This is a genomic window from Fluviicola sp. (assembly GCF_029266855.1).
Taxonomy (GTDB): Bacteria; Bacteroidota; Bacteroidia; order Flavobacteriales_D; family Crocinitomicaceae; genus Fluviicola.
Map to the genome: position 1 here is coordinate 771,818 of NZ_JAQSWB010000001.1, position 26,420 is coordinate 798,237.

Sequence of the window (26,420 nt, forward strand, 5' to 3'; positions counted from 1 at the left end):
TTTAGTTCGTAATTGAGTAAGTAAAAAATTGAGCTTCTCCCTTCGCATCGTAAACACGAAATTGAATGTTCCCCTTTGTGGGAACTGCACCGGACAATTCGAATGAAAGCTCATTCAAACCGTCTTTCAATACTGCCTTGTCATTTTTCAAATGGGAAGAAACGTTGGCAACTCCTGTTGTCTGAACTTCCCGCATGGTATAGTTGTATGCTTTTCCGTCATACGTTTTTACCATTACAGGTACCGTCATTACAATTCCCGACGCATCTCCTGTTTTGAGTTGTTTTGAAAAGACAGGATGCTCCAGGTCAAAAATGAGTTTGGCACTGCTAACTTCTACCGTAACGGTTTCTGTTTTAGCAGGATGATCCCCGTGGGCAGGAATATTAAATGTAATCTGGTATGTTCCGGGTTGTGAGAAAACCAGGTTTCCGGTTGTTTTTCCCAAACCGGATCCTTTACTAACTCCTGTCTGAGGAGCAACTCTCCATGAAATGGCTAATGAAAGATCTGTGGACACCCCCGCCTCTATAGCATCACCAAAGCAAATCGAATAATGGCTTTGCAGGACGCTAACATCATCTTCACATGAAAATGGTGTCCGGATTCCGCTTCCGGATGCAAATAAGCATATCCAGGAGAATCCCAACACGGTGAATAGTTTTTTCATAATTAAAAAAATTATTTTTAGTTATTGTTTTGAAATTTGCTGCGAAGGTAGACCGCAATGGTCCTTCTTTAGGGGAAGATGTATGTCCGGATTCATGAATTTAAACAGGCTAAAAGCTCCCGCAAACAACACGTAAAGAAATAATAACCAGGTATTTAGCCTTAAATAGAGGTGGTGCTTTTCAATTCAGATCCTGTTTCCGGCCTGGAAGGACAATATCGTTGTAGTGATCGGTTGAAACAGCTAAAATTCAGTAATCAAAAAGCTTGTTTTCAGTTTTCCCGGAAGAAAAAAAGACTGTCTGACAAAGCAAACAGTCTTCACGCAGGTACCTGCATTTTCAATTTTTAAGATTTCAGAATCCCCTCGGAGCTTATTAATTCGTCCCTCTGCTTTCTTCCATATAGGCTAAAAACGTAGATGGAGAAAGCCCAGTAACAGATTTAAATACAGCAGAAAATTTACTGTGTGAGGAAAAACCACACTCTTCCGCTAGAACACTTAATTTATAGTTTTTGAATTTCTCGTTCTGTTCGATCTTTTCAATAATGTATTTGATGCGAAGTTCATTGATATAGGTGTTAAAATCCTTGTTCAGGTAAGTGTTCAATACATGGGAAAGGTATTTCGTATTGGTATTCAGCATTCCCGCCAGCATAGAAAGTGAGATTTGTTTGTCGGTGTATTTGTTTCCGCTTTCAAAGTCTTTCAGATCCTTCAATATCTTTGCTTCAATAGCATCCGACATGATTTTTCGATTGGGATCTTTCTTCTCGGATACTTCAGGCTGTAATTTTTCCTGTTCGCGATCAAGCTGAGCTTGTTTCATCCTGTTCATGACTTCTCTGAAGCGTTCACGGTCGCGTTTACGACTTCTTCTGTGCCATATAATGATAAGCACTACCAGCACGCACAGTGCAATGGATACGATCAGGAGCACGTTCTTGTTATATGCAAGAACTTTTCCTTCCGATTTTGTCGTTTTTACAAAGTCGGTAATAGATTCCTTCTTCTTTTTTTCGCTTAGTTCAAGGGATTCAACGTACTTGTCATTGTATTCCGAATACTTCGCAAAATCTTTTGAAAGCTGGTAATAATCCGCCAATGTTTTATAGACTTCGATTTTCAGTTCCAGGTAATCGGACTTTTCCACTATTTTCTCTGCTTTCTGAAGATTCTCGAAAGCAGCTTTCAGATCGTTTTTCTCCAGGTAAACTCTTCCCAATCCGCTATATATGAATCCACTCAACATGGCGTTCTCCTGGGTTACTTTTGTCAGCTTTTCCTGTGCTTTGGTATAATGATCATAAGCTTCGTCCCATTTTTTTAGCTCGGTACAAATTTGTCCGAGAAGTTGCTCATTGGTGGCTAAGAAATAATCCCTGTCCTGTTCACTATAAGTCAGTTGCTTAAAATAATTATCCGCAGTTTTTGCTGCTTTGTAAGCCTTTTTATACTTTTCGTATTCGATCTCATAATAAGCCGTTTCCTGGTAGATCATCCCAAGATACAGCTTCTTCATCTGTTCATTTTCAATTTTGTTGCTGACATTCTTACCTTTCTCCAGGTACTCTTCTCCTTCTTCGTACAAGCCCATGATCCGGTACTGTGTCGATAAAAAGCCTGCTATCCGCGCTTCCCAATCGTAAAACTGCTGACTTACAGCAATAGAATCGGCTTTCACAGCATACTGAACAGATTTTTTGATGTCTCCTTTTTGCTGGAACAAGGAAGAAGAAAGCATCAATGCTTTCAGACGGAAAATCTCGGGTTTCGAATGTCGGTACAAAGAATCTGCGATCCGGGTCGCCTTATTGATATCCTCCGCCGCAACGGTTACTGCCGTAGCGAAGTAAATACTGTCAAATTTACGCTGATCCGCCGCCTTCTGAGCCCCCACACTGCTTACTGAGAAACAAGTGAATACAAGTGTCTTAATGAATTTCATGTTTTTTCCAGGAATTAGTAGCGAACTAAATTGTGTGTTTTAAGCACACAAAATTAGCCAAAAATCCGTTCGGTACAGATCTCTTATTTAAATCCTGATCCGGGTAGTTACTTTCTTAAGTTTACCTGAGCTTTTCAAATTTTAGCTAACTTCGTTCATACTATAATCTTATGATAACTCGTCTCTTACTTATTTTCGCCATAGCTTTCATGTTCCCGCTTTTGTCTGTGGCGCAAAAACAGGGTGAAGCACTTATTGATTCGCTTCGGACTGAATTGCCAATGATGAAAGAGGATACGAATAAGGTTACAGTGCTTGGAGATATCGCCTTTAACTACCTGTACAGCGACCCGGAAAAATCATTGACTTACGCAAACGAATGCCTGAATCTTGCGACAAAACTGAACTGGCCCAAAGGAATTGGAAAGGCTCAAAATATCATCGGTACTTACTACAAATTTGAGTCGAATTATACGGCAGCACTCAAACATTATTACAAAGCCCTCAACGTTTTTGAGAAGAACAACATGATGAAGGAAGCTTCCATTCTTCATATGAATATCGGAACTGTCTACCGCCCGCTGGAAGAATATCAAATGGCACTTGATCAATACGATAAGGCATTGAAAATCGCACGAAAGAGCAAGGATAAAAAAACCGAGGCCCAGGTTTTAGGAAATAAAGGGGTTATTTATTTTGAAACGAAACAATTCAAAAAACAACAGCTTGTTAGCCTCGAGGCCCTGAAATTATTCAGAGAATTGGGAGACAGAAACAATGAAGCCTGGATTCTTTCTAATCTTGGAGACAGTTATGCCGAAAGTAAAGACTTTAAGAACGGAATCCGTGCTCATGAAACTTCAATTAAGATTTACGAGGAATTAAATAATCAGTCGTTTAAAGCAACCAGTCTGTTAAGTTTGGGACAAATGTATTTTGAATTGGCCAAATTAGAAGCGGAAGCAAGCGAATCCAAGAAAGAACTTCTGAAAAAAGCAATTCGCAATCTGAAAGAGGCAGAACACATTCTGAACAAGCTGAACGACCTGGATTATCTGAAGGAAGTTTACCGTGCTGAAACCAATGTTTACGAGTTACTCAATGATCATTCGCTGGCACTTGACGCGTTTAAAAAATATGCATCCATCCAGAGAAAACTAAATAAAAAAGAAACCAGGAAGCAAGTTGCCGATTTGGAAAAAAAGCGTGAAACAGAAGTACACAGACGGGAAGTTGAGATTCAACAATTAAAGAAACGTACAGAATTCATTTATTTTGCAGGTGGAATTGTACTCCTGCTTGTGGTAATCGGTTTTATCGTTTCTAACAATCTCAGACAACGAAAACTAAACGGACTGCTTACGGTTGAAAAACAAAAATCAGAGAATTTACTTCATAATATTCTACCTGAAGAAGTGGCTTCCGAACTCAAAAAGAAAGGATTCGCCGATGCACAATTATTCAATAATGTCACTGTACTCTTTACAGATTTCGTTGGATTCACAACGATTGCAGAACAAATGTCGCCAAAAGAATTGGTAGCTGAAATTGATGAATGCTTTAGAGAATTTGACAAGATTATGGATAAATTCGGTGTAGAAAAGATCAAGACCATTGGAGATGCTTATATGGCCGCGGGAGGATTGCCAGGTGAAAATACTACTCACGCTGTTGATGTTCTGAATGCGGCAATTGAGATCAGGAAATTCATGAAAGAATTGGCATTAAGAAAAGAAGCGGATGGATTGGTACCCTTCCGGATTCGTATCGGAGTTCACTCGGGCCCAGTAGTAGCAGGAATCGTAGGTTTGAAAAAATTTGCCTACGATATTTGGGGAGATACTGTAAATACGGCATCAAGAATGGAAAGCAGCAGCGAAGAAGGCAAGATCAATATATCAGGTGAAACATACGAACTGGTCAAAGACCGCTTCCAATGCTCATACAGAGGAAAAATTCCCGCAAAAAACAAAGGAGAAATCAATATGTATTTTGTGGAAGAATAATAGGTATTGCTGAGGCGGAATCATTACACCTCATTTGCAACCCTTGCAAACTTGTTTCTATATTCAATTGGAGTAAGCCCGGTAATCTTTTTGAACATATCTCTGAATGCTTTTGTGTCAGTATAACCTACGTCAAACATTATTTCTGTTACATTCTTTCTGGATGCTTCAAAAAAGGTTTTGGCAGCTTCGATCCTTACTCTTTGAATATATTCCATGGAGGTATTATTCGTAGCCTCCTTAAATCTTCTTTCAAAGGTCCTGCGGCCTGTATTAATTAAACCTGCCAACGTTTCTATTGTTATCTTATCGCAATAGTTTTTTTCAATATAATCCTGTACTTTTTGAATTTCAGTATCACCGTGATTTCGTTGCCCTCTGAATATAGCGAATTGGGATTGACTGTCTCTCCCGATATCCAGCGCAAAATATTTTGAAATCATTACTGCCGTTTCCCTGTCTGCAAACTTTTCAACCAGGTATAATATTAAATTCCATAAACTGCTTGCTCCGCCACTGCTGTAAATATTTTCATGTTCTGTTATTATAGCACCGTCTTCGACTTCCACATCCGGGTATCTTTCTTTAAACTCATTAATATGCGCCCAATGTGTAGAGCATTTCTTACCATTGAGTAAACCTGTTTCAGCTAAAAGAAAGGCACCGATGCATAAACTGGCAAGACTTGCTCCTTCCTCGTATAACTTTTTAAAATGAGGTATCGCTTCCGCATTGGCTTCTATTCCTCTTAAGGTATCGCCAAATGTGGGAGGTATGATCAATAAGTCCGTTTCAGTTACATCCTTAAGCAACCTGTTTGTTTTGATTGTGTATTCCCCGTTATTTGCAGGTACATATTCATTTAAGCCAACATATTCTACTTCAAAAACAGGCTTTTTACCGAATGTTGTCAAAAATTCATTGGCCGTATGAAAAGTTCTAAACGCTGGTGTAACGGCTTCGATTACCCCATACTCAGGTACAAATACTGAAATTCGCATATCAAACAAAATTTGATCGAAAGATAAAAATGTTTTGTCATAATCCACCCCTAAAGTTGTCATTTTTACAACAGTCGTAATTTCACCTTCCATTGTACTTTTGGATTATAAAACGTATAAAAAAAACAACAATGACACAAGTAACAAGAATTACGGTAGAAGCAGCAGTAAATGCTCCCGTAGCAAAAGTTTGGGAAGCTTGGAATACACCGGCCGACATTATGCAATGGAATAGTGCAGATCCAAGTTGGCATACTCCAAGTAGTGAAAACGACCTGAGAACAGGCGGGCAATTTAAGCACCGGATGGAAGCCAGAGATGGCAGTTTCGGGTTTGATTTTGAAGGCACTTATGACCAGGTAGAACTGCATAAGGAAATTACTTACACCATGCCTGACGGAAGAAAGGCAACGACTTTGTTTACAGAGCAAAACGGGCAAACCAAAATAGCTACCACATTTGACCCTGAAACAGAAAATGACCCTGAATTTCAAAAACAAGGATGGCAAGCGATTATGAACAGCTTCATAAAATATGTTGAATCAAAATAATTGTCAAACTAATAAAATTTAGCTTGTAAGAGAATGATAATTTTCCCGCAGATGTACTGATTTTATGGCGGCGGCAGATTCACCATTTGAGCGAGACCGCCTGTCCCGTATACGAAGTTATTCGGGGGTAGGCGAGCAATTAATTTGTGCATTTGTGGAAAAGAATAAAGAGTGCCTGCTAGCAGGCAACAAATTATAAAATCACCTGTATTTCTTGTACAAATCCTAAAATTTAATACGATGAAAAAGTATAAAATAATTTTTTGGGTGGCAACGACCATCATCATCCTTATGGAAGGTGTCATGCCGCTTAGCACTGTAATCTTTGCTCCTGAGTATGTAAATGCGGGTACAAAACCCCTGGGCTATCCGGATTACTTTGCCTATACACTTATTATCTGTAAAGTACTTGGAGTTCTGGCAATTTCCTATCCTAAAACTCCGGAAAAGCTAAAGGAATGGGCATACGCGGGACTTACTTTTAATTTAATCTTTGCATTCATTAGTCATGCCTGTGTAGACAAAAACATCGGGTTCATGTTAATGCCGCTTGTGGTACTGGCCATTTTGGCAGTTTCCTATGCTTATAACGATAAAATTCAGAGTTATGGCCAAAACAGATTATCAGTCAATTGATGAATATCACCAGGTATTTAGCGGTGAGACTTTGTCCAGGATGCAAATTATACGAAAAATCATTAAGGATGTGGTCCCTGATGCAGAGGAAATGATCAGCTATCAGATACCGTGCTTTAAGTATAATGGTTACCTGATATACTATTGTGGATTTCCTAAACACATTTCGTTATCGCATCCTTACAGCGAGGCTTTTTGGGAACATTTCAAGGATGATTTGAAGGGGTATAAAACGAGCAAGTCTGTAATCCAGATTCCAACGGATCGGCCACTGCCTGAAAAACTGATCAAAAAAATTGTGACCTTCAGGAAAAAGGAAAATGAGGAGAAGGCAAAAGCAAAAAAATAATGGATTAATCATAAACTAAAATTCAATAAAATGAAAAATAGTGTTTCGCTCCACAGAGTAATTAAAGCAAGCCCGGAAAAGGTGTTTCGGGCCTTTGCAGACCCAATTGCACATTCCGCATGGCTTCCCCCATATGGGTTTTTATGCACGGTACAGCACATGGATTTTAAGGTCGGAGGTAAGTTCAAAATGACCTTCACCAATTTCAGTACGGGAAACGGACATTCTTTTGGCGGAGAGTATCTCGAAATAAAACCTCATGAATTTATCAAATACACCGATACGTTTGACGACCCGAATTTACCCGGAGAAATGACAACAAGCATCTGGATAAACAAGGTGATCTGCGGCACCGAACTTAAAGTGCTACAGGAAGGAATCCCTCAGGCAATCCCGGCAGAAATGTGTTATTTGGGTTGGCAGGAATCACTGGATAAATTGATCAGGCTCGTAGAACCAGAAATTCCCGACGCTTAAATTTATTCCATATGGATAAGCATAATAATAAGATAAGCAGTGCGGTTTTCATAACATTCTCCGGGAATTGTATAAAAGCACTCAAATTTTACCAATCCTGCTTTGGTGGCACATTGCAATTTGAAACTTTTGGGAAAGAATTATTACAGGGGTACACAGAAACACCCGTCGTTAGCGGATCATTGATTTCTGATGGAATAATTATTCACGGCTCGGACCTGGTGCATGAAGAAGGAAGAAAAATCGGGAATTATATGTCTATTTTTCTGCACTGCAAAACGAGGGATGATCGAAAAGCACTTATTGAAAAACTGGAATTTAATAAAAAGCATGTTTTCGATAAGAATTACGATGACCAAAAACTGGTTGAGCTAACGGATGCTTTTGATGTAAGGTGGTTATTGGGTATTTAGCAACATCCCGGTAACCGCTTTACATGTCTCTTTTGCTCACGGGACTATAGCTTGTTTTTATTTTAAGCTCGGTGTATTTCATTTTTTTTTGCGTAGTATTGGGGTGTATAATCGAACCAATTACCGGAAATTCCATCCTTAATTAGTAAAAAACCAAAATGAAAAACACCTTTCTTTTCTTACTACTACTCTTAGTTTCCACAAGTATGTTTGGACAAACTGCTTACATCCAAGTTACCGGAGAACCAAATCTTTCCGTATTTCTGAACAGCCAGTTTAAGGGAAAAACGACTGCCGAATACAACGGTTATATCATTGAAAATGTAAACCCGGGTAAGAACATCATTAAAATTGTCAAGGAGGGATATACCCCGTTTGAAGAAACCATCACGGTTAAACCGGGAGAAGTTTTTGCCTACAAGGTAAAGCCATTTACCAAAAACACCGTTTACATCAGTGAACAGGGAAATACGGGACAGACAGATAAAAAAGCAACAATAGAAACCGGTAAATTGATTGTTCAGTCACTTCCCATAGAAATAAAAATTACGATCCCCGATATTGAAGGTGTGAACAATAGCCCGAAAGCGAAAGACAAATGGATGGCCGATAAAATTTCAACAGGACTTTATGAAATTACTTTTTCTTACGGACAAAAAGTCATTACAAAAACTGTTAGAATAGAAAAGGACCAGGTCACAAGTGTTTTTGTAAATATGCTTAACGGTGAGTTCACTGAAAAAATAGAAGAAAAATTACCTTATGAGACACGGGAAGAAACCATTGCATACATTAACAAATTATTGACAACACAAAGCAGGGTTTACTTTAAAACCTTGTGGTGTTCTTATTGCAAGGATAAAGTGGATAATAAATTGCAGAAAACAGCTGATAAGTCATACGGTTCATACGCTTTCACTTATTCTGGACAAACTGGAACCTACTCTTTAACTGAGACAACAAATACTCAAACCTATCAAAAAACCAATGGAGTTCATTACGAAAACAACCGGGAAAGCACCTATGATTATAAGGACATCTCATTCGCCGGCGAAATCGTATTCGAAGAAGAACCTTGTGACAATAATGTGATCTCAGGTACTTGTTTGACCTTATGGGTCAAATTCCATGATAATAGTTCTTCCACTACTTATCATTCGGCTTTCCCAGTCCGTGTACCGGATTCCAACTCGATTCCAAAGTTAAAAAAGGCATTCCTTCATTTAAAGGAATTGGAGTAGAAAAATCAATTGCATTATTTTTATGTCAACAATAATTATTATCAATCCAATGAAAACGACCCTTTTTATCCTTTGTTCACTCCTTTTTACCTCTTCGATCTGGTCACAAACAATTCTCTACAAGAAAGGGAAATACGGACTTTCAGATGCTTCCGGAAATGTGATCCTAAAACCAAAATACGATTACATGGCCGAATTTGTCAATGGATACGCCAGGATAGAATTAAACGAAAAATACGGCTTTATTGATGCAAGCGGGAAAGAAATTGTTGCTCCGAAATACGACCAAGTCCGGGATTTTGCATTGGGTTATGCCAATGTGGAACTTGCAAAAAAATGGGGCGTGATCGATACCACGGGAAAAGTAGTAGTTGTTCCGGAATATGCTTATGCCATTGAATTTGATTTTTTCACCGGGTTAGCAGATATCGCCATAGATGATCCGAACGAACATACTTGGGGATATAATATTCATGGAATCATGAATAGTGATTTCAAGGTAATTCTTCAACCAAAATACTCTTCCGTTAAATGGGTTGATTACGATTATGTTCAGGTTGATATGTATTCAAAATTCGGATTACTGAATCCGGCATTAGAAGAAATTGTCCCTCCCAAATACAAGAATGTAGCTCCCATCGCCCCGGAACTGGTCGCTTTTCTGGACAACGGACTTTGGTACTTAGTGAACCGTTCCGGTAAACCAGCCAGTGATATCACCTATACTGATATGAACTATATGAGCAACGAGCTGGCGAAAGTAAGCAGAGATGGAAAGTTCGGATTCATCGATGCGACAGGAAAAGAAAAGATCGTCTGCAAATATGATGAGGCAGAAAGCTTTTCAGAGGAAAAAGCAAAAGTAAAATTGAATGGGCGGGAATTTTATATTGATAAAAATGGCAATGAAATCAAATAAAAATAGCTCCCCCTCAACAATGTAAACCAATAAATTTATTTTGATTAAAAATTAATCTAAAATAAACTAAATAATAATCATATCTTTGTTGAAGCGCTTCAATTCAACACAGTTATGTCTGATAATTTACCATACAAAAACGGGCGCGGAGCACAAATAAATCCGCATAACCGCTTCTTTTCTCAAGAAAAAGGAGAAGATTTTGACGATATTGATCCATCCGAAGAACCAGAATTAAAAACGAAATTCATTGAGGTTCATCCGAAAACCATCGTGAACAAACTGACAAGTCCGGATATTGGCATGGCTTATTCACTCAATCCTTACCAGGGCTGTGAACACGGCTGTACGTATTGCTATGCCCGCCCCACTCATGAATATTGGGGCTACAGTGCCGGAACGGATTTCGAACGCGTGATCCTCGTCAAGAAAAACGCTCCCGAATTGCTGGAAGAAGCACTGAATAAGAAATCCTGGAAAGTTCAAACCATCACTCTCTCGGGAAATACGGATTGCTATCAGCCCTGCGAACGGGAATACCAAATCACCAGAAGATTACTGGAGATCATGCTGAAATACAAGCATCCTGTCGGAATTATAACCAAAAACGGATTGATCACCAGGGATTTGGATATCCTGGAAGAACTCGCCAAACTGGACTTAGTGGTAGTAAATATCAGTTTAACCAGCCTGAAAGAGGAATTGCGCAGAAAGTTGGAACCGCGGACTGCCAGCTGCCGAAAGAAACTGGACACTATCGAAAAACTTTCCCAGCACGGGATTCCTGTAAATGTCATGATGGCGCCCATCATCCCGGCCCTCAACGACGACGAGATTTTTTCGATTGCTGAAGCAGTAGGAAAACGCGGTGCCATAAGTATGCATCACCAAATCGTGCGTTTAAATGGACCCAACGGGGAGATATTTACAGATTGGGTAACAAAGAATTACCCGGATCGGGCGGAAAAAGTACTCAACCAGCTGCGTGACACGCACGGAGGAAAACTGAGCGACAGCAGATTCGGAACACGAATGAAAGGAGAAGGAAATTACGCCTTGAATATACACCGGCAGGTACAGTTGGCCAGAAAACGCTTCCTCCCTAACCTGCCCTATCCGCGACTTAGAACCGATCTGTTCTCCGTTCCGGATACCAGCGGACAAATGAAATTGTTTTAACTAAAAAAAGGATTCACCGCAGCGAATCCCTTTCAAATTATTCTTTTCACACTTCTATTTAAGCGTCCAATAAATCAGCTGTAGCCAATTCTTCTTTTTTAGTTGGGATCGCTCCTGTCCCGTATTCCTCACGGATAAAGTTCGCAACGGCATCGCGCACCTTCACTTGCTTTGGTTTCATTGTAGTAAGAAAAATGATGAAAGGAATCAAAATTCCTAAAAGAAGGATCGACAAGGTAAATAACATTTGTCCGCCAATAGTCGGGAATGCTTCCTGTAATCTTACAAATTTCTGTTTTTCACCAACGATCATTGCACCGGCAACATTTCCCTGGGAAATAACCAAAACCTTCGGACCTCTGAATTTAACTTTGTACTCCGGGAATGCAGCTTCCAATTTAGGTTTTAATTCCGCTAAAGTATACGGTTGTTCAACGTTTACACGCATAGTATTTAAGTTTAATTAGTTTACGGAACTAAAAATACTATCTTTTTTTTTAATTGACCCCCGCTTTCTTTCCTTCAATACTCCTGTTGCTCAAATATGTAACATAAAATGAAAATTCAGACCGGAAAATTCACCTCCTTTATCGCAGGTCTTTCACAACTTTATGGCTTAGATATAGATCAAGTATGGGTCAAGTATGGATATAGTATGAAGGATGTATGAGAACGTGAAGGATTTAACAAGTCCCCCAATCTTTCAAAAGCCGGATTCTATCGGATAATCCAACATTTTAGTACAGAGAAACATATCTGTTAATTTGCTTCTGCAACCTGAACTTTCAGGCTTGCTTTAGTTTTGGTCCGCAGCGATTGGCTCTTCTCTAAAGTGAGAAGATTAGAAATATCTGCACGCTCCTTCCAACTCCTTTTCAGACACTGCGGGAGATGAGAACTATAATAATAAGTAATTCCCTATATTTAACTTTATTTTCTGACTATGAATCGTATGAACGTCACCCTTTGCCTTTCGCTTACCCTGGTCCTTTATTCCGGTTTGTTCAACATAACTAATGCACAAACTTCCTTTCCTTACGATACGAGAAGTGACAGTATTTCAATTGAGCACTACAACGTTCACCTGGACTTGCGCGACTTCAGTACCTTTATTCTAAAAGGACAAACTCAGGTCATTTTTGAACCCCTGGTTAATAACATTACTGAAATAAAACTGGATTTATTGGGTCTGTCAGTAGATAGCGTGCATGATGCGAATGGAAACATGCTTTCTTTTACCGCTGCACCGCTGGGTTTTAAAGTAAATTTGGGTGGAACTTACAATATCGGTGATTCGACCTCCATAGAAGTGTTCTACCACGGAACAACCGTTCAGGATCCTACCTTCGGCGGTTTCTATTTCAATTCGGCTTATGCCTACAATGTTGGCGTTTCTTTGGACGACATTCCTCATAATTACGGGAAAACATGGTTTCCCTGCTTCGATAATTTCACTACGCGTTCTACTTACAATTTATATGTAACAACTCTCCCAACCCACGATGCGGCCTGTGGCGGAGTGCATCAGCTAACTGTTACAAACCCGGATCTTTCGAAAACACATCATTGGAAGGTGAATCAAAGCATTCCCTCTTACCTGATCTCGGTAGCTGTTTCAAACTACACCTTCGTAAATGATTCATTCACGGATTTTCAAAACAATCCTGTTCCGGTAAAATTAGCGGCCCATGCCTCGGATACAATCGCAATGAAAAATTCCTTTATAAACCTGGAAAGTGCTTTTGATATTTTTGAAGATAAATTCGGCCCCTATCGCTGGGATCGTGTGGGATATGTCCTTGTTCCGATGACAGCCGGAGCTATGGAACATGCCATGAATATCGCTTTTCCAAAAGCAGCAGTTGATGGAAGCCTGGCCTGGCAATCGGTTATGGCACATGAATTAGCTCATCACTGGTGGGGAAACCTCGTAACTTGCCGTACAGCCGAAGATATGTGGATCAACGAAGGAAGCGCGGTTTACTGCGAATATGTTTTCACCGAAAACTTCTCAAGCCGGTCTGCATATGAAGCACTTGTCAGAAATCAACATAAAAATCTGCTGCGTACCTGCCATATGGATGACAGTGGATATTGGCCGCTCTCCGGCGTTCCGCAGGCACATACTTACGGAAGCACCACCTATTCGAAAGGAGCAGATATGATCCACACACTTCGTGCATATTTGGGAGATTCACTCTTCTTTAACGGACTATCCGAATTACTTGAACAGAATAAATTTTCCGATATCGATGCGCTTGAATACCGCGATGATCTGAGTGCAATTACCGGGGTAAATCTCGATAATTTCTTTGCTGACTGGATCTTCCAGGGAGGCTGGCCGCACATTTCCATCGATTCCTTATCTGTTACTCAAAATGGAATTCAATACGATGTAACCATTCACCTGAAACAAAAATTGGTGGGCAGAACCACTTACAGCAACCAGGTTCCGGTAACCTTAACCCTGCGCGACAATAACTGGAATACCTTTGAACAAACGATCCATTCTTCCGGAATGAATAATTCGGTAACGGTAACTGTTCCCTTCGCTCCCTCATTCGGCTATTTAAACCGGGACGAATTGATCTCCCATGCAGTAACTGCAAATTATGCAACTTACAATACTGTTGGGACGAAAAACCTGATTCATTCAAATCTGATGCTTCAAATTCAAAACATTGCGGATTCTGCTTTCGTAGTAGTCGAACACAACTGGGCTGCTCCGGACCCTGTAATTGACTGGGAATCGGGAAAACTGATCTCACCACAGCGTTATTGGCGTATTGACGGGATTTGGAATGCAGGTTTTAACACCAACGCAACCTTCAGATACAGTGGACAATTGACCGGTGGGAACGCCTACTTGGATCATTTACTCATAACCGGTGCCGAAGACAGTATCATCCTGCTTTATCGTCCTAATCGTTCTGTTGACTGGGCTGAATTCCCAACTTATACCAAGACTATGGGAAATACGACCGATAAAACCGGAACGCTGAATGCTACCAACCTGCAAAAAGGAGAATATGCCATTGCTTTGAAAGGAGTTAATTTAGCACTCAATGAACTGGCGAAAGAGAATGAAGTGATACTTTATCCAAATCCTGCAACGCACTTGGTAACCCTTGAAACAAGTATTTCCACAGACCGGATCGTAATAAGCGATGTGCTTGGCCGCTTTGTAGATCAGCGTTTGAAACCGGGGACAAAAACCGATTTCGCAACCGATTCCTGGAAAAAAGGAAACTATTGGGTCACCGGGTACAAACAAGACAAACCGGTATTTCATAAATTGTTGCTTGTTCAATAAAATTAACGCAACCAAACAAATGATATTCGTCCCGTCAGCTGACGAACGTAATTAACTTAATTGAAAATGAAACAAAAAAATCTTTTCATCCTGTTATTGATCTTTCTTTTGGGAAACAACTCTTTCGCTCAAAACAAGGAAAACATCATTTCCAACATCCAGGTGCAGCCCGATTTTGTAGAAAATGGCGTGAAAGGCCTTCGCATTTCAGTGCTTTGTGATTTCCCCGTACTTCGAAAAAAATACCCAACTGACAGTTTATTGAACATCGCTTTGGGGCAGGCAAAGTTCACTTTCATACTAAGTTTATTCCAGGACAGTAACCAGGTGAAACCGGCATTTGGATACCAATCTGCATTTGGCAGAGGTGATTTCCTGGAAATAAAACTCAAGTGTGACCCTCAATTTTCAGATTCAAAACCTCTTTCCGTCAACCATTTTGTATTTATCCCTTATGCTGCACTCAAGTTAAAGGAAGGAAAACAAAATCTTTCCGTTTCTGCAGATCTCTATGGAAAGGACGGATTTAATACACCTTACAAACAAAATACCCGTTCAACCGTTTTTTCCTTCACGAAACCACTTACCAAAATCTTCGAATGCTCATTGGATTCACTTGTTGTAAAACCTTTCGATAATCAGGGTCAGGCCTGGGATCATGAATTATTCGGTACCGACGCACCGGACCTGGATTTTTCAATTAAAATGGGAGATCTCGAAGTGGGAAATATTCACAAGGGAAACAACTATTTCATTTCTTTTGCGGCAAAACCACGTGTATTCCGGTTCCTTGTTTCTGAAAATGATGAAGTAACGATCTTTTTAACTGACACCGATGATGCTTTCCACGACCCGATCGCAAGCTGGCGTTTTAATACAACGAACATGAAAGAAGGAACGGTCTATCAGCAAAAAGAAGCAAAAGAGAATTTGACAGCCTTCAGTTTTAAGTGTAAAGTTGGGAAGGTAAAAGATTAAAAAAGCCATCAGCGTATCTAATGGCTTTCTCAATAGAATCAGAAAAGTTAAAATAAGTTCAGAATATCTTTATTTCTCGACTTAGAAGCGATGACCTTCGCATCATCGCCACTTGAATAAGCTCCGTCTGCCCTGGTAATTGCATGAGTTACATCCGCACCTTTTTCGATCAGGTATTTTGCATTCTCATAATCGCCCCTAATAATTGCTTCATGTAAAGGGATAAATCCATAATCTTCCGCAATATTGATATTTGCACCTGCTTCCACCAATCCCTTGATCGTTTCCAGTTTTCCGGAACGAACTGCAGTATGCATAGCCGTAAATCCTTCAGAATCCTGGTGGTCCAATTCTTTCTTTACATGAGGTAGAAGCACCAATTTCGACAGGATCATTTTGGTAATTTCAGGAGAAATTTCAGCTGCATCCCTCAGGGCTTTTTGCATCGATCCATCCTTTGCTTGTGTGAGATCAATTCCATTGTCTATCAAAACTTTAGCAATCTTGACATGCTCCATGTATTCACCGTCAAATGCAGGGATTCGGGGACCTTTGTTGAACAAACTGTTGATGCATAGCATCAGAGCATTGAATCCCGAAGATTGAACCGCATTCACATTTGCTCCGTATTTCAGAAGCAGTGCCACCATTTCAGCAGTATGCTCTTCCGCATAATCATTTCTCGAAACACTCAATAAAATAGATTCCGGATTCTCCTCATCAGTCATATCCGGAGCTCCTCCATTCTTGAGGTATTTTTCCACAACAGATAACCTGCTATATAAAGCTTCTCTTCTGATTTCAGCAATAGTGAACTCTGTTTTCTCCGTATCCAGCAAAGGTAAAATAAGTGATCTGGATTTATCTTTAGCGATATCAAGTACCAATGTTCCTTTCGAAAAACCAGACTTTTCTGCTATCGAAGCTAGCTTAAAGTCAATCTTTCTTTTTTGAAGCAGTTTGAAAATTCCCACTTCATCTCCGGAATCCACCAAATGGTGTAAAGCGGTCCAACCAGCTTTGTCCACCACATTTATGTTTGGGCTGTTCTCTTTCTTCAAAAACAACTTCGCTGCATCTTCTCTCCCGCTTCTTGCTAAACAATGAAGTGCTGTCTCCCCATTCTTGTTTGTCAATGAACTATCTTTGGTTTCTGCAAGGACAGACCTTATCAAACGAGGCTCTCCAATCAGGCAGGCCAGCATTAACGGCGTATTTCCATCCTCGTCCCTTTCTTCAGAATTAGCTGTTTGTTTGATAATTGAAAGTGCAATATCAATTGCGTCGTAGTAAACCAATTGTTGAGAAGGTCCCCAGCTTTGCGCTGCACAATACCGCTGACTCGAAAGTGAAAAAGGACGTTTTTCTTTATTTACATGATATGTAAATAAACCGTTGTGAATCTTATACTGGACATAATTATCTCCATTATGTCCTTCGGAGCTCCACTCTTCAATACGATTTTCAAGAATGATTTTGAGAATATTCAGTACAGGGGTTTCTGCATCCAACAATTCTTTTTTGTTTAATTTCATTAGGTATTACATTAAGGGTTAACTGGTTCAAAGATAATTTTCTTTCTCTCAATCACAATCTACAGACACATTTAATTGATATTTGTCCTTTCTGAATTGATATTCGTCCTTACTGAAATCTTTCTATCTTAGCCTCATATAAAAAAACTGCTGTTTCATGCTATTTTCTCTGCGTTTACATCTTGCAATTGTTTTTACTTTCCTTTGCAGCTCTTCATTTTCTCAGAATAAAGTTGCCATCATCGGTGGTGGAATTGCTGGAGTTTCCGGAGCGTATTTTATTTCGGAATCGGATCCCGGGGCAAAGATTATTTTATTCGAAAAGGAGGCGAAACTCGGAGGAAATGCACAAACAGTACTGGTAAAAAACAAGGAAGGACTATTCGTTAATGTTGACGCCGGACCACAATATTTCGTTGAAGGCCCCTGGAATGATTACATCGCATTTCTGACAAAAACACTTGGAGAAAATCCCTATCAAACTGAATCTGTGGCGGGAACGTTATTGATTCAAAGAGAAAGTCAGGAAAAACCGGTACTGGTTTCCCCACTGGGAATAAAACTGCGCGGTGAAAAGCTGGGAAAACTCCTCAAATTCAAACGATTCAATAAAGAAGCTTATGCGATGTATAAGAACCCGGATAAATGGAAAGGGATTACTATTGAAACCTGGGTAAAAGAACTGAAATTTGAAGAAAGCTATAAAAACGAGATTATTTATCCTTTTCTCGCTGCTTCATTGGGAACCACCATTACGGAAATCAAAAAAACTTCCGCTATTGATATTGTAAAATTATTTGCCTTCCGGAAACCAAAGGCTTCCAATAAATTCAAAGTCATGACAGAAGGCATGGGAACATTGATCCAGCGCGTCGGTGAGAAAATGAATCCGGAACAGGTAACAATCAAATGCAATTCACCGGTAACTAAAGTTGTTCGTTCCAAAGACAAATGGCTGGTAACCTATTCCAATAATGGAGTCGAACAAACCGAATTAGTGGATTTTGTCGTTTTTGCAACCCATGCGGATCATACTGCTAAAATCCTGAAATCGGAGCCGGACCTGAAAGAAGTAACCAACAGCCTAAAACACCTTACCTATTTCGAGGCTAAAATTGCCTTACACACGGATTCAGATTTTGTGAACACTGGTAAACCCGCTTTTTTGAATGTGATGACAAATGATTCCAATCAGTTACTTTCAAACACAATGAACTTAGGTATGATTTCAGATAGGCTGAATGGTATTTATAAAAGTTGGTTAAGTGCCAATGCAATTGAAGAATTGAAGAAATCCGGGAAACTGCTTCATGTAAGTAGTTTTTGGCATCCTTTGATCACCACTGAATTTATTACACATTTAGAAACACTCCACAAACAGGTCAATGAATTTCCATCACTTTATTTATCCGGTGGTTGGTCTGAAGGATTGGAAACGCAGAACAGTGCTGTTATCTCAGGGAAGCATGCTGCTGAGAAATACAAGGCATTTACGTCGAAAGGAAAGTGATTATCATTTAAAAAAAGAGGACGTAATATTGCGGAATTACGTCCTAAATGCGAAACAAAAAAAAACCGTCTGTTTCCTTGGAAACAGACGGTCGGTATTTTATAGTTCAGCTTCTAACTAAACTTGATTATTGCAATTTATTCACGTGACCGATGAATCGTTCACTTTTATTTTTTAAACCGTCTTTCACATCAATTGTCCAGGTATATGTTCCATCCTTAACAAACTCTGCGTGGTACGTTCCATCCCATCCGATCTCCGGATCATGTGATTCAAAGATTAATTCTCCCCAACGATTGAAGATCATCAAATTGTAATCTTCGATCATGCGATCTTTTGAGAAGACAGGTTTGAACTGGTTATTAAACTCATCACCATCCGGTGTAAAGGTATTCGGAACCCAAACCAGGAAGTCGCCGTAGAATTTGATCGCTCTGCAAATAGAATCCACACATCCATGTTCTGAAGTAACCAACAAACAAACATTTACTGTTTGGTCGGGATCAACTCCGTGGAAAGTGTGATTAGGATTCTCCGCTGTCGAAGTACCATAGCTGCTTCCGAATGTCCAGTCGAATGTTGTTGCACCATAAGACAAACTGGTAAATTGAACCGTATTATCCAACTCGGTAGGTAACTGAGGAGAATAAGTATAGTTTGCTACCGGATTGTCATAAACACATACTGCTGAGCCGAACGTTCCGGTAACCGGACAACCGTCCGTTGTGTTTCCGGTAAAGACCACATCATAGCAGTCAGGATTTATAAAGGTCGCACTGATACTTCCGCAACCGTTGAATGTCTGACCGTCAGAGAAAGTCCATGTACAGTTTTCAAGATTTGTGATTGCCAGGTCATTGGAGAAAGTAATTTCCAATGGACTACATCCGCCCTGAGCACTTGTCACAAATTGTACAGTTGGAACCGCATAGAAACTAACCTGAACATTTGTATCAACCGTAACACACACATCGGAAACACTTACACTGTAAAGCGTCGGCACCAAAGGTGTAACTGTAATCTGGTCTAAGGTATCATTTGCAGAAGTGCTCCACTGATAGGAATAAGCCGGCGCACCATCTGTTACGTTCACCTGCAGAACAATATTAGTTCCGCTACAGATCGAAGTATCTCCGGTCAAAGTAAATGCCAGAACCGGTAACATTGTTAAGTCTACAGAATTAGGTGCTGCAGTAGTACATCCGTTTTGATCCGTCACGGAAACTGTATAGGTTGCCGGGCTTGTCTGAATCACATTTTGAGTTTGCCCCACGAATCCGTTGCTCCAGGTATAAGTGTAAGGAGCAGTTCCTCCGAATGCAATTGCAAAAAGTGGAATCGTATCACCTGTACACATCAAACTATCCATCGTAGAGAATAATTGTACCGGAAGCGGCTCTGCAATTGCAACAGAACCCAATGCAATACAACCTGCAGCATTCGTTGCCTGAACCAGATATGCCTGGGCACATAGAGAACCTAAGGTGTTTGATGGTCCGAAAGTTCCTCCGTTATCAAAGCTGTAAGACACTGCTCCTGGAGCATAAATTGTTGCGTTTCCATCACAGAAAGTATTACATGATGCATTGGTATGCCCGATTGAATCAATTACAAATTCGATTGGATCTGAAATTGTATATGTCGTATCGAAAGAGCAGTTGTTTGCATCTGTAATTTCCAGTGTATATGTACCACTGCAAAGATTTGGATTCGTATTTGATGCTCCTGTAACCCCGTTCCAGTGATAAGTATAGTTAAGAGTTCCGCCGCTCGCATTAGCTACTGCAGAACCGTTACAGAATCCGAAACAAGTTGGATCAGTCAGATTCAGCGTAGATGTTAGCAAAGCGGGTTGAGTCAGAACTTCTGTTCCTGTAGCCATACAGTTATTATCATCCCGAACAACTATCGAGTAGTTACCTGCAGAAAGAATCTGTGCATTACTTACTACTCCAAAGGTCGAGCCACCGTCATACGAATAATCGAACGGTGCTGTACCACCCTGAACTGTAACCGCAATAGATCCCGACTGATTTTGGAAACAAGTCAGGTTTGTTGCCACGGTAGTAAATGTTAAAGTATCCGGTTGGTCAATAACAATATTTAAAGTGTCTGTACAAGCATTTACATCTGTAATAATTACATCGTAAGTCCCTGCGCAAAGACCGTTAAAAATACTGTCTGTTTGCGAAACTCCGTTGATCTCAAAAGACAATGCTCCTGTACCTCCGGCAGAACTAACATGTGCACTTGCATCACAAATACTGTAACAAGTAGGCTCGGTAACATATACTCCGGAAATAACCGGTGAGGCAAGATCAACAATAGTAACAATGGAATCAACACTACATCCGTTTGCATCTTCTGCTTCCAAAGGATAATTATCCGCAAGTAAGCCGGTAAATACATTAGTAGTAGTAAAAGTTGTTCCGTTATCAATACTATAGTTATACGGCATTGTTCCACCTGCCAGACTCATATCGATTTGTCCGTTTGCATCTCCACAAGTGGAAGGAGTCAGGGTTACACTTAAAGTAACTCCTGCCGGTGAACCGATTATCGCATCTGCCGTGTCCAAACAACTATTAAAATCATTAACAATCAAATCGTAAGACCCAGCGCACAAGTTATCAAAGAAGCCGGTTACATTGTAAATAATTCCACCATCGACACTAAACATGTAGTTGACTGTTCCGCCGTTTCCTGTTCCTGTGATAGTACCATCACATGCATTATTACATAAAACATCCGTTGAAGTAGCCCCTGCAACCAATGGTGTTGGCTCAGTTAAGGTAATTGTGGTATCCTGAAGACAACCTTCCTGATCCACTACAACTACATTATAAAGTTGTGCCGTTAAACTGAAGAATGAACTTGAAGCCGTGAAAGTCGTCCCGTCATCAATTGAGTACTGATATCCTGAGTTTCCTCCCGTAGCACCTAACTGAATAAATCCGGAAGCATTTTGGAAACAGGTTAAATCAGCTTTGTTATTAGTGATTTCAATCGGAAGAGGTTGAATAATATCCTCGGAATCAAACTCCATACAACCATTGATATCTGTAACTGCTAAGCCATAAGTACCGATTGGTAAACCGCTAAATGTTGCACCTGAAACGAAGTTATTTCCGCCATCAATACTATACATGTAAGCACCGGTTCCCCCGGCAGTGTTAATGAATTCAATTCCTCCTGTAGAATCTCCGAAACACGTAACATCCGTAATTACCGTGTTAAATGTAATCGGATCCGGCTGACCAAGGTTTACTGGAATTGTAAAGATACAGTTCCCCGCATCCGATATTACAACAATGTGGCTTCCTGCACCCAGATTTGGGAAGAATCCTGAAAACTGTGAGGATCCGGAGTTATCCAATTCATAACTGATTGGAGCCGCCCCACTCACATTTGTAACTTCAAGCGTTCCGTCAAACGCACCGAAACAAAGCGGATCTGTTTGTTCAATCAGGACCCCGCTCATTTCGATGTCATTTACACCGAAGAACTCTTGTGCCTGGCAACCCAAATCATCAACAGCAATAATATCATAAGCTCCTGCAAAGATATTTGAGAAAGTTCCGTTGGTTTGCGGTGCACCACCATTTGCCGTATATGTAAATCCAGGATTTGGTCCGCTTGCAATAACAATCAATTCACCATTGTTAAATCCGCAATTCGATTCGATCATATCAACCAGATCAAGCTCAACTGCCGGTGGATCAACCAATACAGGATTCACTTCAAGTGTACATCCGTTAGCGTCAGTAATAATTACATCCTGAGTACCTGAACAAACGTTCAATAGCGTGTTTGATACCTGAGTTGCACCTCCGTTCAAACTATAATTATATGCAGGAACTCCCCCACTAGCATTCACAGTGATTGAACCGTCACAGCTGCCGTTACAAACAGGATTAACTGTTGTAAATGTTGCTGCAAGAGGAGCAGGCTGAGTAATATTTACTGTTGAGTTGACAAGACATCCTTTAAAATCACGTACTACGATATCTACACTTCCTGCACATAAGTTCGTAATTGGATTTGCAGGTGTAAAAGTCAAACCGTTATCATGCGAATAATCATAAGGTGCTGTACCTCCTGTTGCGTTGATCTGGATTTGACCGTCACACACTCCGTTACAGGAAGCATTTGTTATAACCGTAGTATAAGTAAGCTGAGCAGGCTGAACAATTGTCAAAGGTACTGTTGCTATACATCCGTTCGCATCAGTTACAGTAGCAGTGTAAGAACCAGCAGCTAAATTATTAAACACGTTTGAAGCCTGGTTTGATGGACCAGGAGATAATGAAAAAGTATAATTAGGAGTTCCTCCTGAAAAACCAATGATTGCCGAACCGTTGAATCCGCCAAAACAGCTTACTGGCTGCTGACTCAAAATTGAAGCGGTTGGCGATACAGTAGTCCCTACTGTTACAGAAAGAACTTGCGTACAACCGTTTAAATCAGTAACCGTAACATTGTATACCGCCGGAGCAAGTCCTGAAAAAGTACCTGATGCTTGGGTTACGGCCCCTACTGTATACGTATAATTAGGCGTACCACCCGAAGCACTTACAGTCAATGAACCGTTATTCGATCCACAGCTGGAAGGAACTGTTGAAACAAGTACCAGATTTAATACCGGCGGTTCGGTAACCGTTGTGTTTATGGTAGCAGAACATCCGTTAGCATCCGTTACCAGAACTGTATAAGCTCCGTCACATAAAGCTGTAAAACTATTCGAAGCCTGGTTAGCCGCTCCGTTCAAACTGTATTGATATCCCGGAGTAGCACCTGAAGCATTTACCGTAATACTTCCGTTACACGTATTATTACAGGTTGCATTAGTTTTTACAAATCCAACAACCAATGGAGTCGGTGAAGTAATAGCAGTATTCGCCGTTGCAATACATCCGTTAGCATCCGTTACTGTTACAGAATAAGCACCTGCACACAAACTTGAAATATTCTGAGTTGTTGCTCCGTTGTTCCATGCAAATGTATAAGACGGTGCTGTTAATGTTGTAAAGTTTAGTGCGACACTACCGTTGCATGGATTAGCACAGGTTAGGTTTGTTGGAACCAAACTGATAACCGGGTTAGGGTTAACTACCGCAGCTACAAAAAAGGTATCTGCACATCCGCCCGGAGTTGTATAAATTACACGATAAGTCCCCGTATGAGCAACAACAGCTCCTGCAATAACAGGATTCGCGGCTGTGGACGTAAATCCATTTGGACCGGACCATTGATAGGTTCCTCCCGGAGTTGAAACTACAGAAGTAAAATTTAATGCGGACCCAACGCAAACCGGAGTATTCACTGTTGCAGAAATATCCGTTACCGTATAGGTAATAAAAGTATTTGGGATTGTTCCCAATTGCCCCGTTCCTCCGTCGGTAGCTCCATTTTGAACAAATTCAGTCAATGAAGTGGAAATAGTAATACCGCTTTGGCCTCCTGTTACCACTTGTGTCGGAGTTCCTGCAGTAATTGCAATATAGCCACCGCCACCGCCACCACCGGGACCTTCACTTTCATTAACGATATTTCCCTGATCACCTCCTTTTCCACCAACGGCGCTCAAAGTAAGTGAATTTGCTACGGTACCTTTGACAATGATTGTTCCACCGCCACCACCTCCGGCAGGTGCATCATTATTTGATCCTGTTCCGGCTGAAATTTGGTTTACGGCAGCTCCTCCATCTGAACGAATACTTCCGGATCCGGCAATATTCGGAGCGATGATATAAACAATTCCACCTCCTGATCCTCCCGGTAAGTTGGATCCGTTATTGGAATCTCCTGCTCCACCTCCTCCTCCGAAGAAAATACGCGTTTGTGGAGTAATTGTTAAAGGTCTTCCGCCTAAGCCACCATTTGGATCGCGGTAATCACCACCCCAGTTTGTATTAGCCGGTGCAGTAGTTAATGCATTTTGATTACTTGATCCGTAAGAATATCCGCCTCGTCCACCACCCGATGAACTGGTAAGTACATTTCCATTTGCTATTACATAAGGATCTAAGAGCCATGCAGCAGTTCCGGGGCAAGCAGTACACATGATACCCTGACCATTCCAGGGAGTTCCATTTAAACCATTGGCACCACCACCACCACCGGCGTTGTGACCATTTCCACCACCACCACCATTGGCAGGAGCTCCACGGTTGTATGCGCCTCCAGCATATTCTGCACCAAAACCTGCAATACTTTCACCTTTTTCTCCACCGTCATTTGAACTTGTTGATACATATGCCGAAACGAAGTTTGCACCTGTTCCACTCGTATTTTGTTCAGTTGCACCTGGTCTGAAACCAAAAGAAGTTGCCTGAATCATTCCGTTTACAGTAACTGTACCTACACAATGAATTGCAACAACCCCTCCTCTTCTAAAACTTCCACCATCTTGCCATAAAAGAGGAACTATGGAAGCTCCTGCATTCACAGTCAGAGTTGTATAAGAGGGTACTTTTATTAATTGTATCCTTCCGGCTGCTGCATAACTGTTTACTAGCGGATTTTGAAGGGTAACGGTATTCCCGTTATAAGCAGAAACGTAATTGAATTCATACAGACCTGAACTGTTATAAGCAGTAATATCTCCATAAGAATTGGAATTAGCAGTACTGATGCTTGCTCCTTGAGCCTGGTAGACCATGACCATGTCACCACATTCCCAGTTACAATTGTTTCCGCCGGAGTTATTAACAGTAACAGTATTCGATCCTGCTGTTATATTATTAGTGACGGGACTGTAACAGTTCACTACAGTGTTAAGGGCAGTAATTGTTACTGCACCATTCTTTCCTGGTTGTCCAAATGCAAAATAGGCGGACAAGAAGAGAACGACGGAGAGTACAAAGCGGATATATCCCATATCCGGGTTTGCTTGAAGAGATTTCGTTTTCATCGCAGTGTATTAGTTACTTTAAAGACGCCAGAAAGTATGATGTAGACTAGCGCCAGTGAATATTTGTTGGTTTTTGTTTTTCATTTCCCAATTACAAACGAATATTAACATTTAAGAATCCCACTTTTTTAGGACAAAATTGATGATATTATTCAATTGATTAACTAGTTGATAAATATTAAATAATTGTAAAACTCTTCATTATCAGTGTTTTAAATCAAATTGTGTGATATATCAATTAATTTTAACTATGCTTGCATGCTATTTTTAACATTCCCATACTTTATTTTACATTTAAATTAACAAAATATGCTACAAGTGTTCGGCAATTAACAATTAGGATTTCTATGTTGGTTTAATCCAAACGGACGTGCAAATTTAAGTTAATATTCCTCATATCACCATCCTTTTCAAACATTAAAAATAAGGTATCAAAGACATTAAACATCTTAAAACACTCGCAAACAATAAGTTGTCAGTTAAAAAAAATATAATTTTTGTTTATTTAAATTTAACAAATGGGAATCCGAAGAGTTTAAGCTACTAAATCGAATAAATGAAAACTTAGGATTTCAATAGTTTTAATTCCAGTTATTTACTCTTTCAACTTACTTCTTATAACACCTTAAAAAAGTATAAATACTTGTCTCAACTCTTTGTAAATAAAAGTTATAGTTGTATCTTTGCACCCGTTTTCGAATGGAAAACACTGTAAGTTTCGTTTGCAGTTTATTATTAATTTCTTTCAGGAAATACGAAACACCCTGAAATACAAGTAGAA

At 40.2% G+C, this 26,420-nt stretch carries 18 protein-coding genes; 12 read left to right on the forward strand and 6 right to left on the reverse strand.

What is annotated here, in order from left to right; all coding sequences use genetic code 11:
• Window position 1: 1 nt before the first annotated feature.
• A complete protein-coding gene (locus K0S23_RS03670; RefSeq protein WP_300354398.1) occupies window positions 2-670 on the reverse strand; it encodes a hypothetical protein in 669 nt (222 codons plus the stop codon).
• 376 nt (window positions 671-1,046) lie between these two features.
• Window positions 1,047-2,618 carry a helix-turn-helix domain-containing protein gene (locus K0S23_RS03675; protein WP_300354400.1) on the reverse strand — a complete coding sequence of 524 codons (1,572 nt, stop codon included), beginning with the start codon at window positions 2,616-2,618 and terminating at the stop codon, window positions 1,047-1,049.
• Window positions 2,619-2,788: 170 nt separating this feature from the next.
• Between K0S23_RS03675 and K0S23_RS03680 the strand changes: the two genes are divergently transcribed.
• Window positions 2,789-4,624 carry an adenylate/guanylate cyclase domain-containing protein gene (locus K0S23_RS03680; RefSeq protein ID WP_300354402.1) on the forward strand — a complete coding sequence of 612 codons (1,836 nt, stop codon included), beginning with the start codon at window positions 2,789-2,791 and terminating at the stop codon, window positions 4,622-4,624.
• Between the two features lie 23 nt (window positions 4,625-4,647).
• Here K0S23_RS03680 and K0S23_RS03685 read toward each other — a convergent pair whose 3' ends face one another.
• Window positions 4,648-5,718: a helix-turn-helix domain-containing protein gene (locus K0S23_RS03685; RefSeq protein ID WP_300354405.1), complete on the reverse strand. Its 1,071-nt coding sequence runs from the start codon at window positions 5,716-5,718 to the stop codon at window positions 4,648-4,650.
• A 38-nt stretch (window positions 5,719-5,756) separates the two neighbouring features.
• Here K0S23_RS03685 and K0S23_RS03690 point away from each other — a divergent pair, with 38 nt between their 5' ends.
• From K0S23_RS03690 to K0S23_RS03725, 8 genes are all read left to right on the forward strand, one after another.
• Window positions 5,757-6,176, forward strand: coding sequence for an SRPBCC family protein (locus K0S23_RS03690; RefSeq protein WP_300354408.1), 420 nt, complete (start codon window positions 5,757-5,759; stop codon window positions 6,174-6,176).
• A gap of 240 nt (window positions 6,177-6,416) precedes the next feature.
• Complete coding sequence (locus K0S23_RS03695) at window positions 6,417-6,812, forward strand: DoxX family protein (RefSeq protein WP_300354411.1); 396 nt, start codon at window positions 6,417-6,419, stop codon at window positions 6,810-6,812.
• Complete coding sequence (locus K0S23_RS03700) at window positions 6,784-7,161, forward strand: iron chaperone (protein WP_300354414.1); 378 nt, start codon at window positions 6,784-6,786, stop codon at window positions 7,159-7,161. The genes K0S23_RS03695 and K0S23_RS03700 overlap by 29 nt, the downstream gene beginning before the upstream one ends.
• A gap of 30 nt (window positions 7,162-7,191) precedes the next feature.
• The gene (locus K0S23_RS03705) at window positions 7,192-7,638 is read left to right on the forward strand and encodes an SRPBCC family protein (RefSeq protein ID WP_300354417.1); all 447 of its coding nucleotides are present in this window, start codon (window positions 7,192-7,194) and stop codon (window positions 7,636-7,638) included.
• An 11-nt stretch (window positions 7,639-7,649) separates the two neighbouring features.
• The gene (locus K0S23_RS03710; RefSeq protein WP_300354419.1) at window positions 7,650-8,051 is read left to right on the forward strand and encodes a hypothetical protein; all 402 of its coding nucleotides are present in this window, start codon (window positions 7,650-7,652) and stop codon (window positions 8,049-8,051) included.
• 158 nt (window positions 8,052-8,209) lie between these two features.
• Window positions 8,210-9,292, forward strand: a complete 1,083-nt coding sequence (locus K0S23_RS03715) for a PEGA domain-containing protein (protein WP_300354421.1) — start codon at window positions 8,210-8,212, stop codon at window positions 9,290-9,292.
• 22 nt (window positions 9,293-9,314) lie between these two features.
• Complete coding sequence (locus K0S23_RS03720; RefSeq protein WP_300354424.1) at window positions 9,315-10,211, forward strand: WG repeat-containing protein; 897 nt, start codon at window positions 9,315-9,317, stop codon at window positions 10,209-10,211.
• 114 nt (window positions 10,212-10,325) lie between these two features.
• Window positions 10,326-11,390 carry a PA0069 family radical SAM protein gene (locus K0S23_RS03725; protein ID WP_300354426.1) on the forward strand — a complete coding sequence of 355 codons (1,065 nt, stop codon included), beginning with the start codon at window positions 10,326-10,328 and terminating at the stop codon, window positions 11,388-11,390.
• Between the two features lie 58 nt (window positions 11,391-11,448).
• Here K0S23_RS03725 and K0S23_RS03730 read toward each other — a convergent pair whose 3' ends face one another.
• Window positions 11,449-11,838 carry a hypothetical protein gene (locus K0S23_RS03730; protein WP_300354429.1) on the reverse strand — a complete coding sequence of 130 codons (390 nt, stop codon included), beginning with the start codon at window positions 11,836-11,838 and terminating at the stop codon, window positions 11,449-11,451.
• A 495-nt stretch (window positions 11,839-12,333) separates the two neighbouring features.
• On the opposite strand from K0S23_RS03730, the gene K0S23_RS03735 reads away from it, so the two are divergent.
• Together K0S23_RS03735 and K0S23_RS03740 are read left to right on the forward strand one after the other, a co-directional pair.
• Window positions 12,334-14,703, forward strand: coding sequence for a M1 family aminopeptidase (locus K0S23_RS03735; RefSeq protein ID WP_300354432.1), 2,370 nt, complete (start codon window positions 12,334-12,336; stop codon window positions 14,701-14,703).
• A 66-nt stretch (window positions 14,704-14,769) separates the two neighbouring features.
• Entirely contained in the window at window positions 14,770-15,681 is a 912-nt protein-coding gene (locus tag K0S23_RS03740; protein ID WP_300354435.1) for a hypothetical protein, read from the forward strand.
• Between the two features lie 47 nt (window positions 15,682-15,728).
• Here the strand turns inward: K0S23_RS03740 and K0S23_RS03745 are convergent, their stop codons facing one another.
• Window positions 15,729-17,216, reverse strand: a complete 1,488-nt coding sequence (locus tag K0S23_RS03745; RefSeq protein WP_300354438.1) for an ankyrin repeat domain-containing protein — start codon at window positions 17,214-17,216, stop codon at window positions 15,729-15,731.
• Window positions 17,217-17,373: 157 nt separating this feature from the next.
• Between K0S23_RS03745 and K0S23_RS03750 the strand changes: the two genes are divergently transcribed.
• Window positions 17,374-18,726 (forward strand): FAD-dependent oxidoreductase, encoded by a 1,353-nt coding sequence (locus tag K0S23_RS03750; protein WP_300354441.1) that lies wholly within the window; start codon window positions 17,374-17,376, stop codon window positions 18,724-18,726.
• Between the two features lie 127 nt (window positions 18,727-18,853).
• Here the strand turns inward: K0S23_RS03750 and K0S23_RS03755 are convergent, their stop codons facing one another.
• Entirely contained in the window at window positions 18,854-25,639 is a 6,786-nt protein-coding gene (locus K0S23_RS03755) for a gliding motility-associated C-terminal domain-containing protein (RefSeq protein ID WP_300354444.1), read from the reverse strand.
• Window positions 25,640-26,420 lie beyond the last annotated feature (781 nt).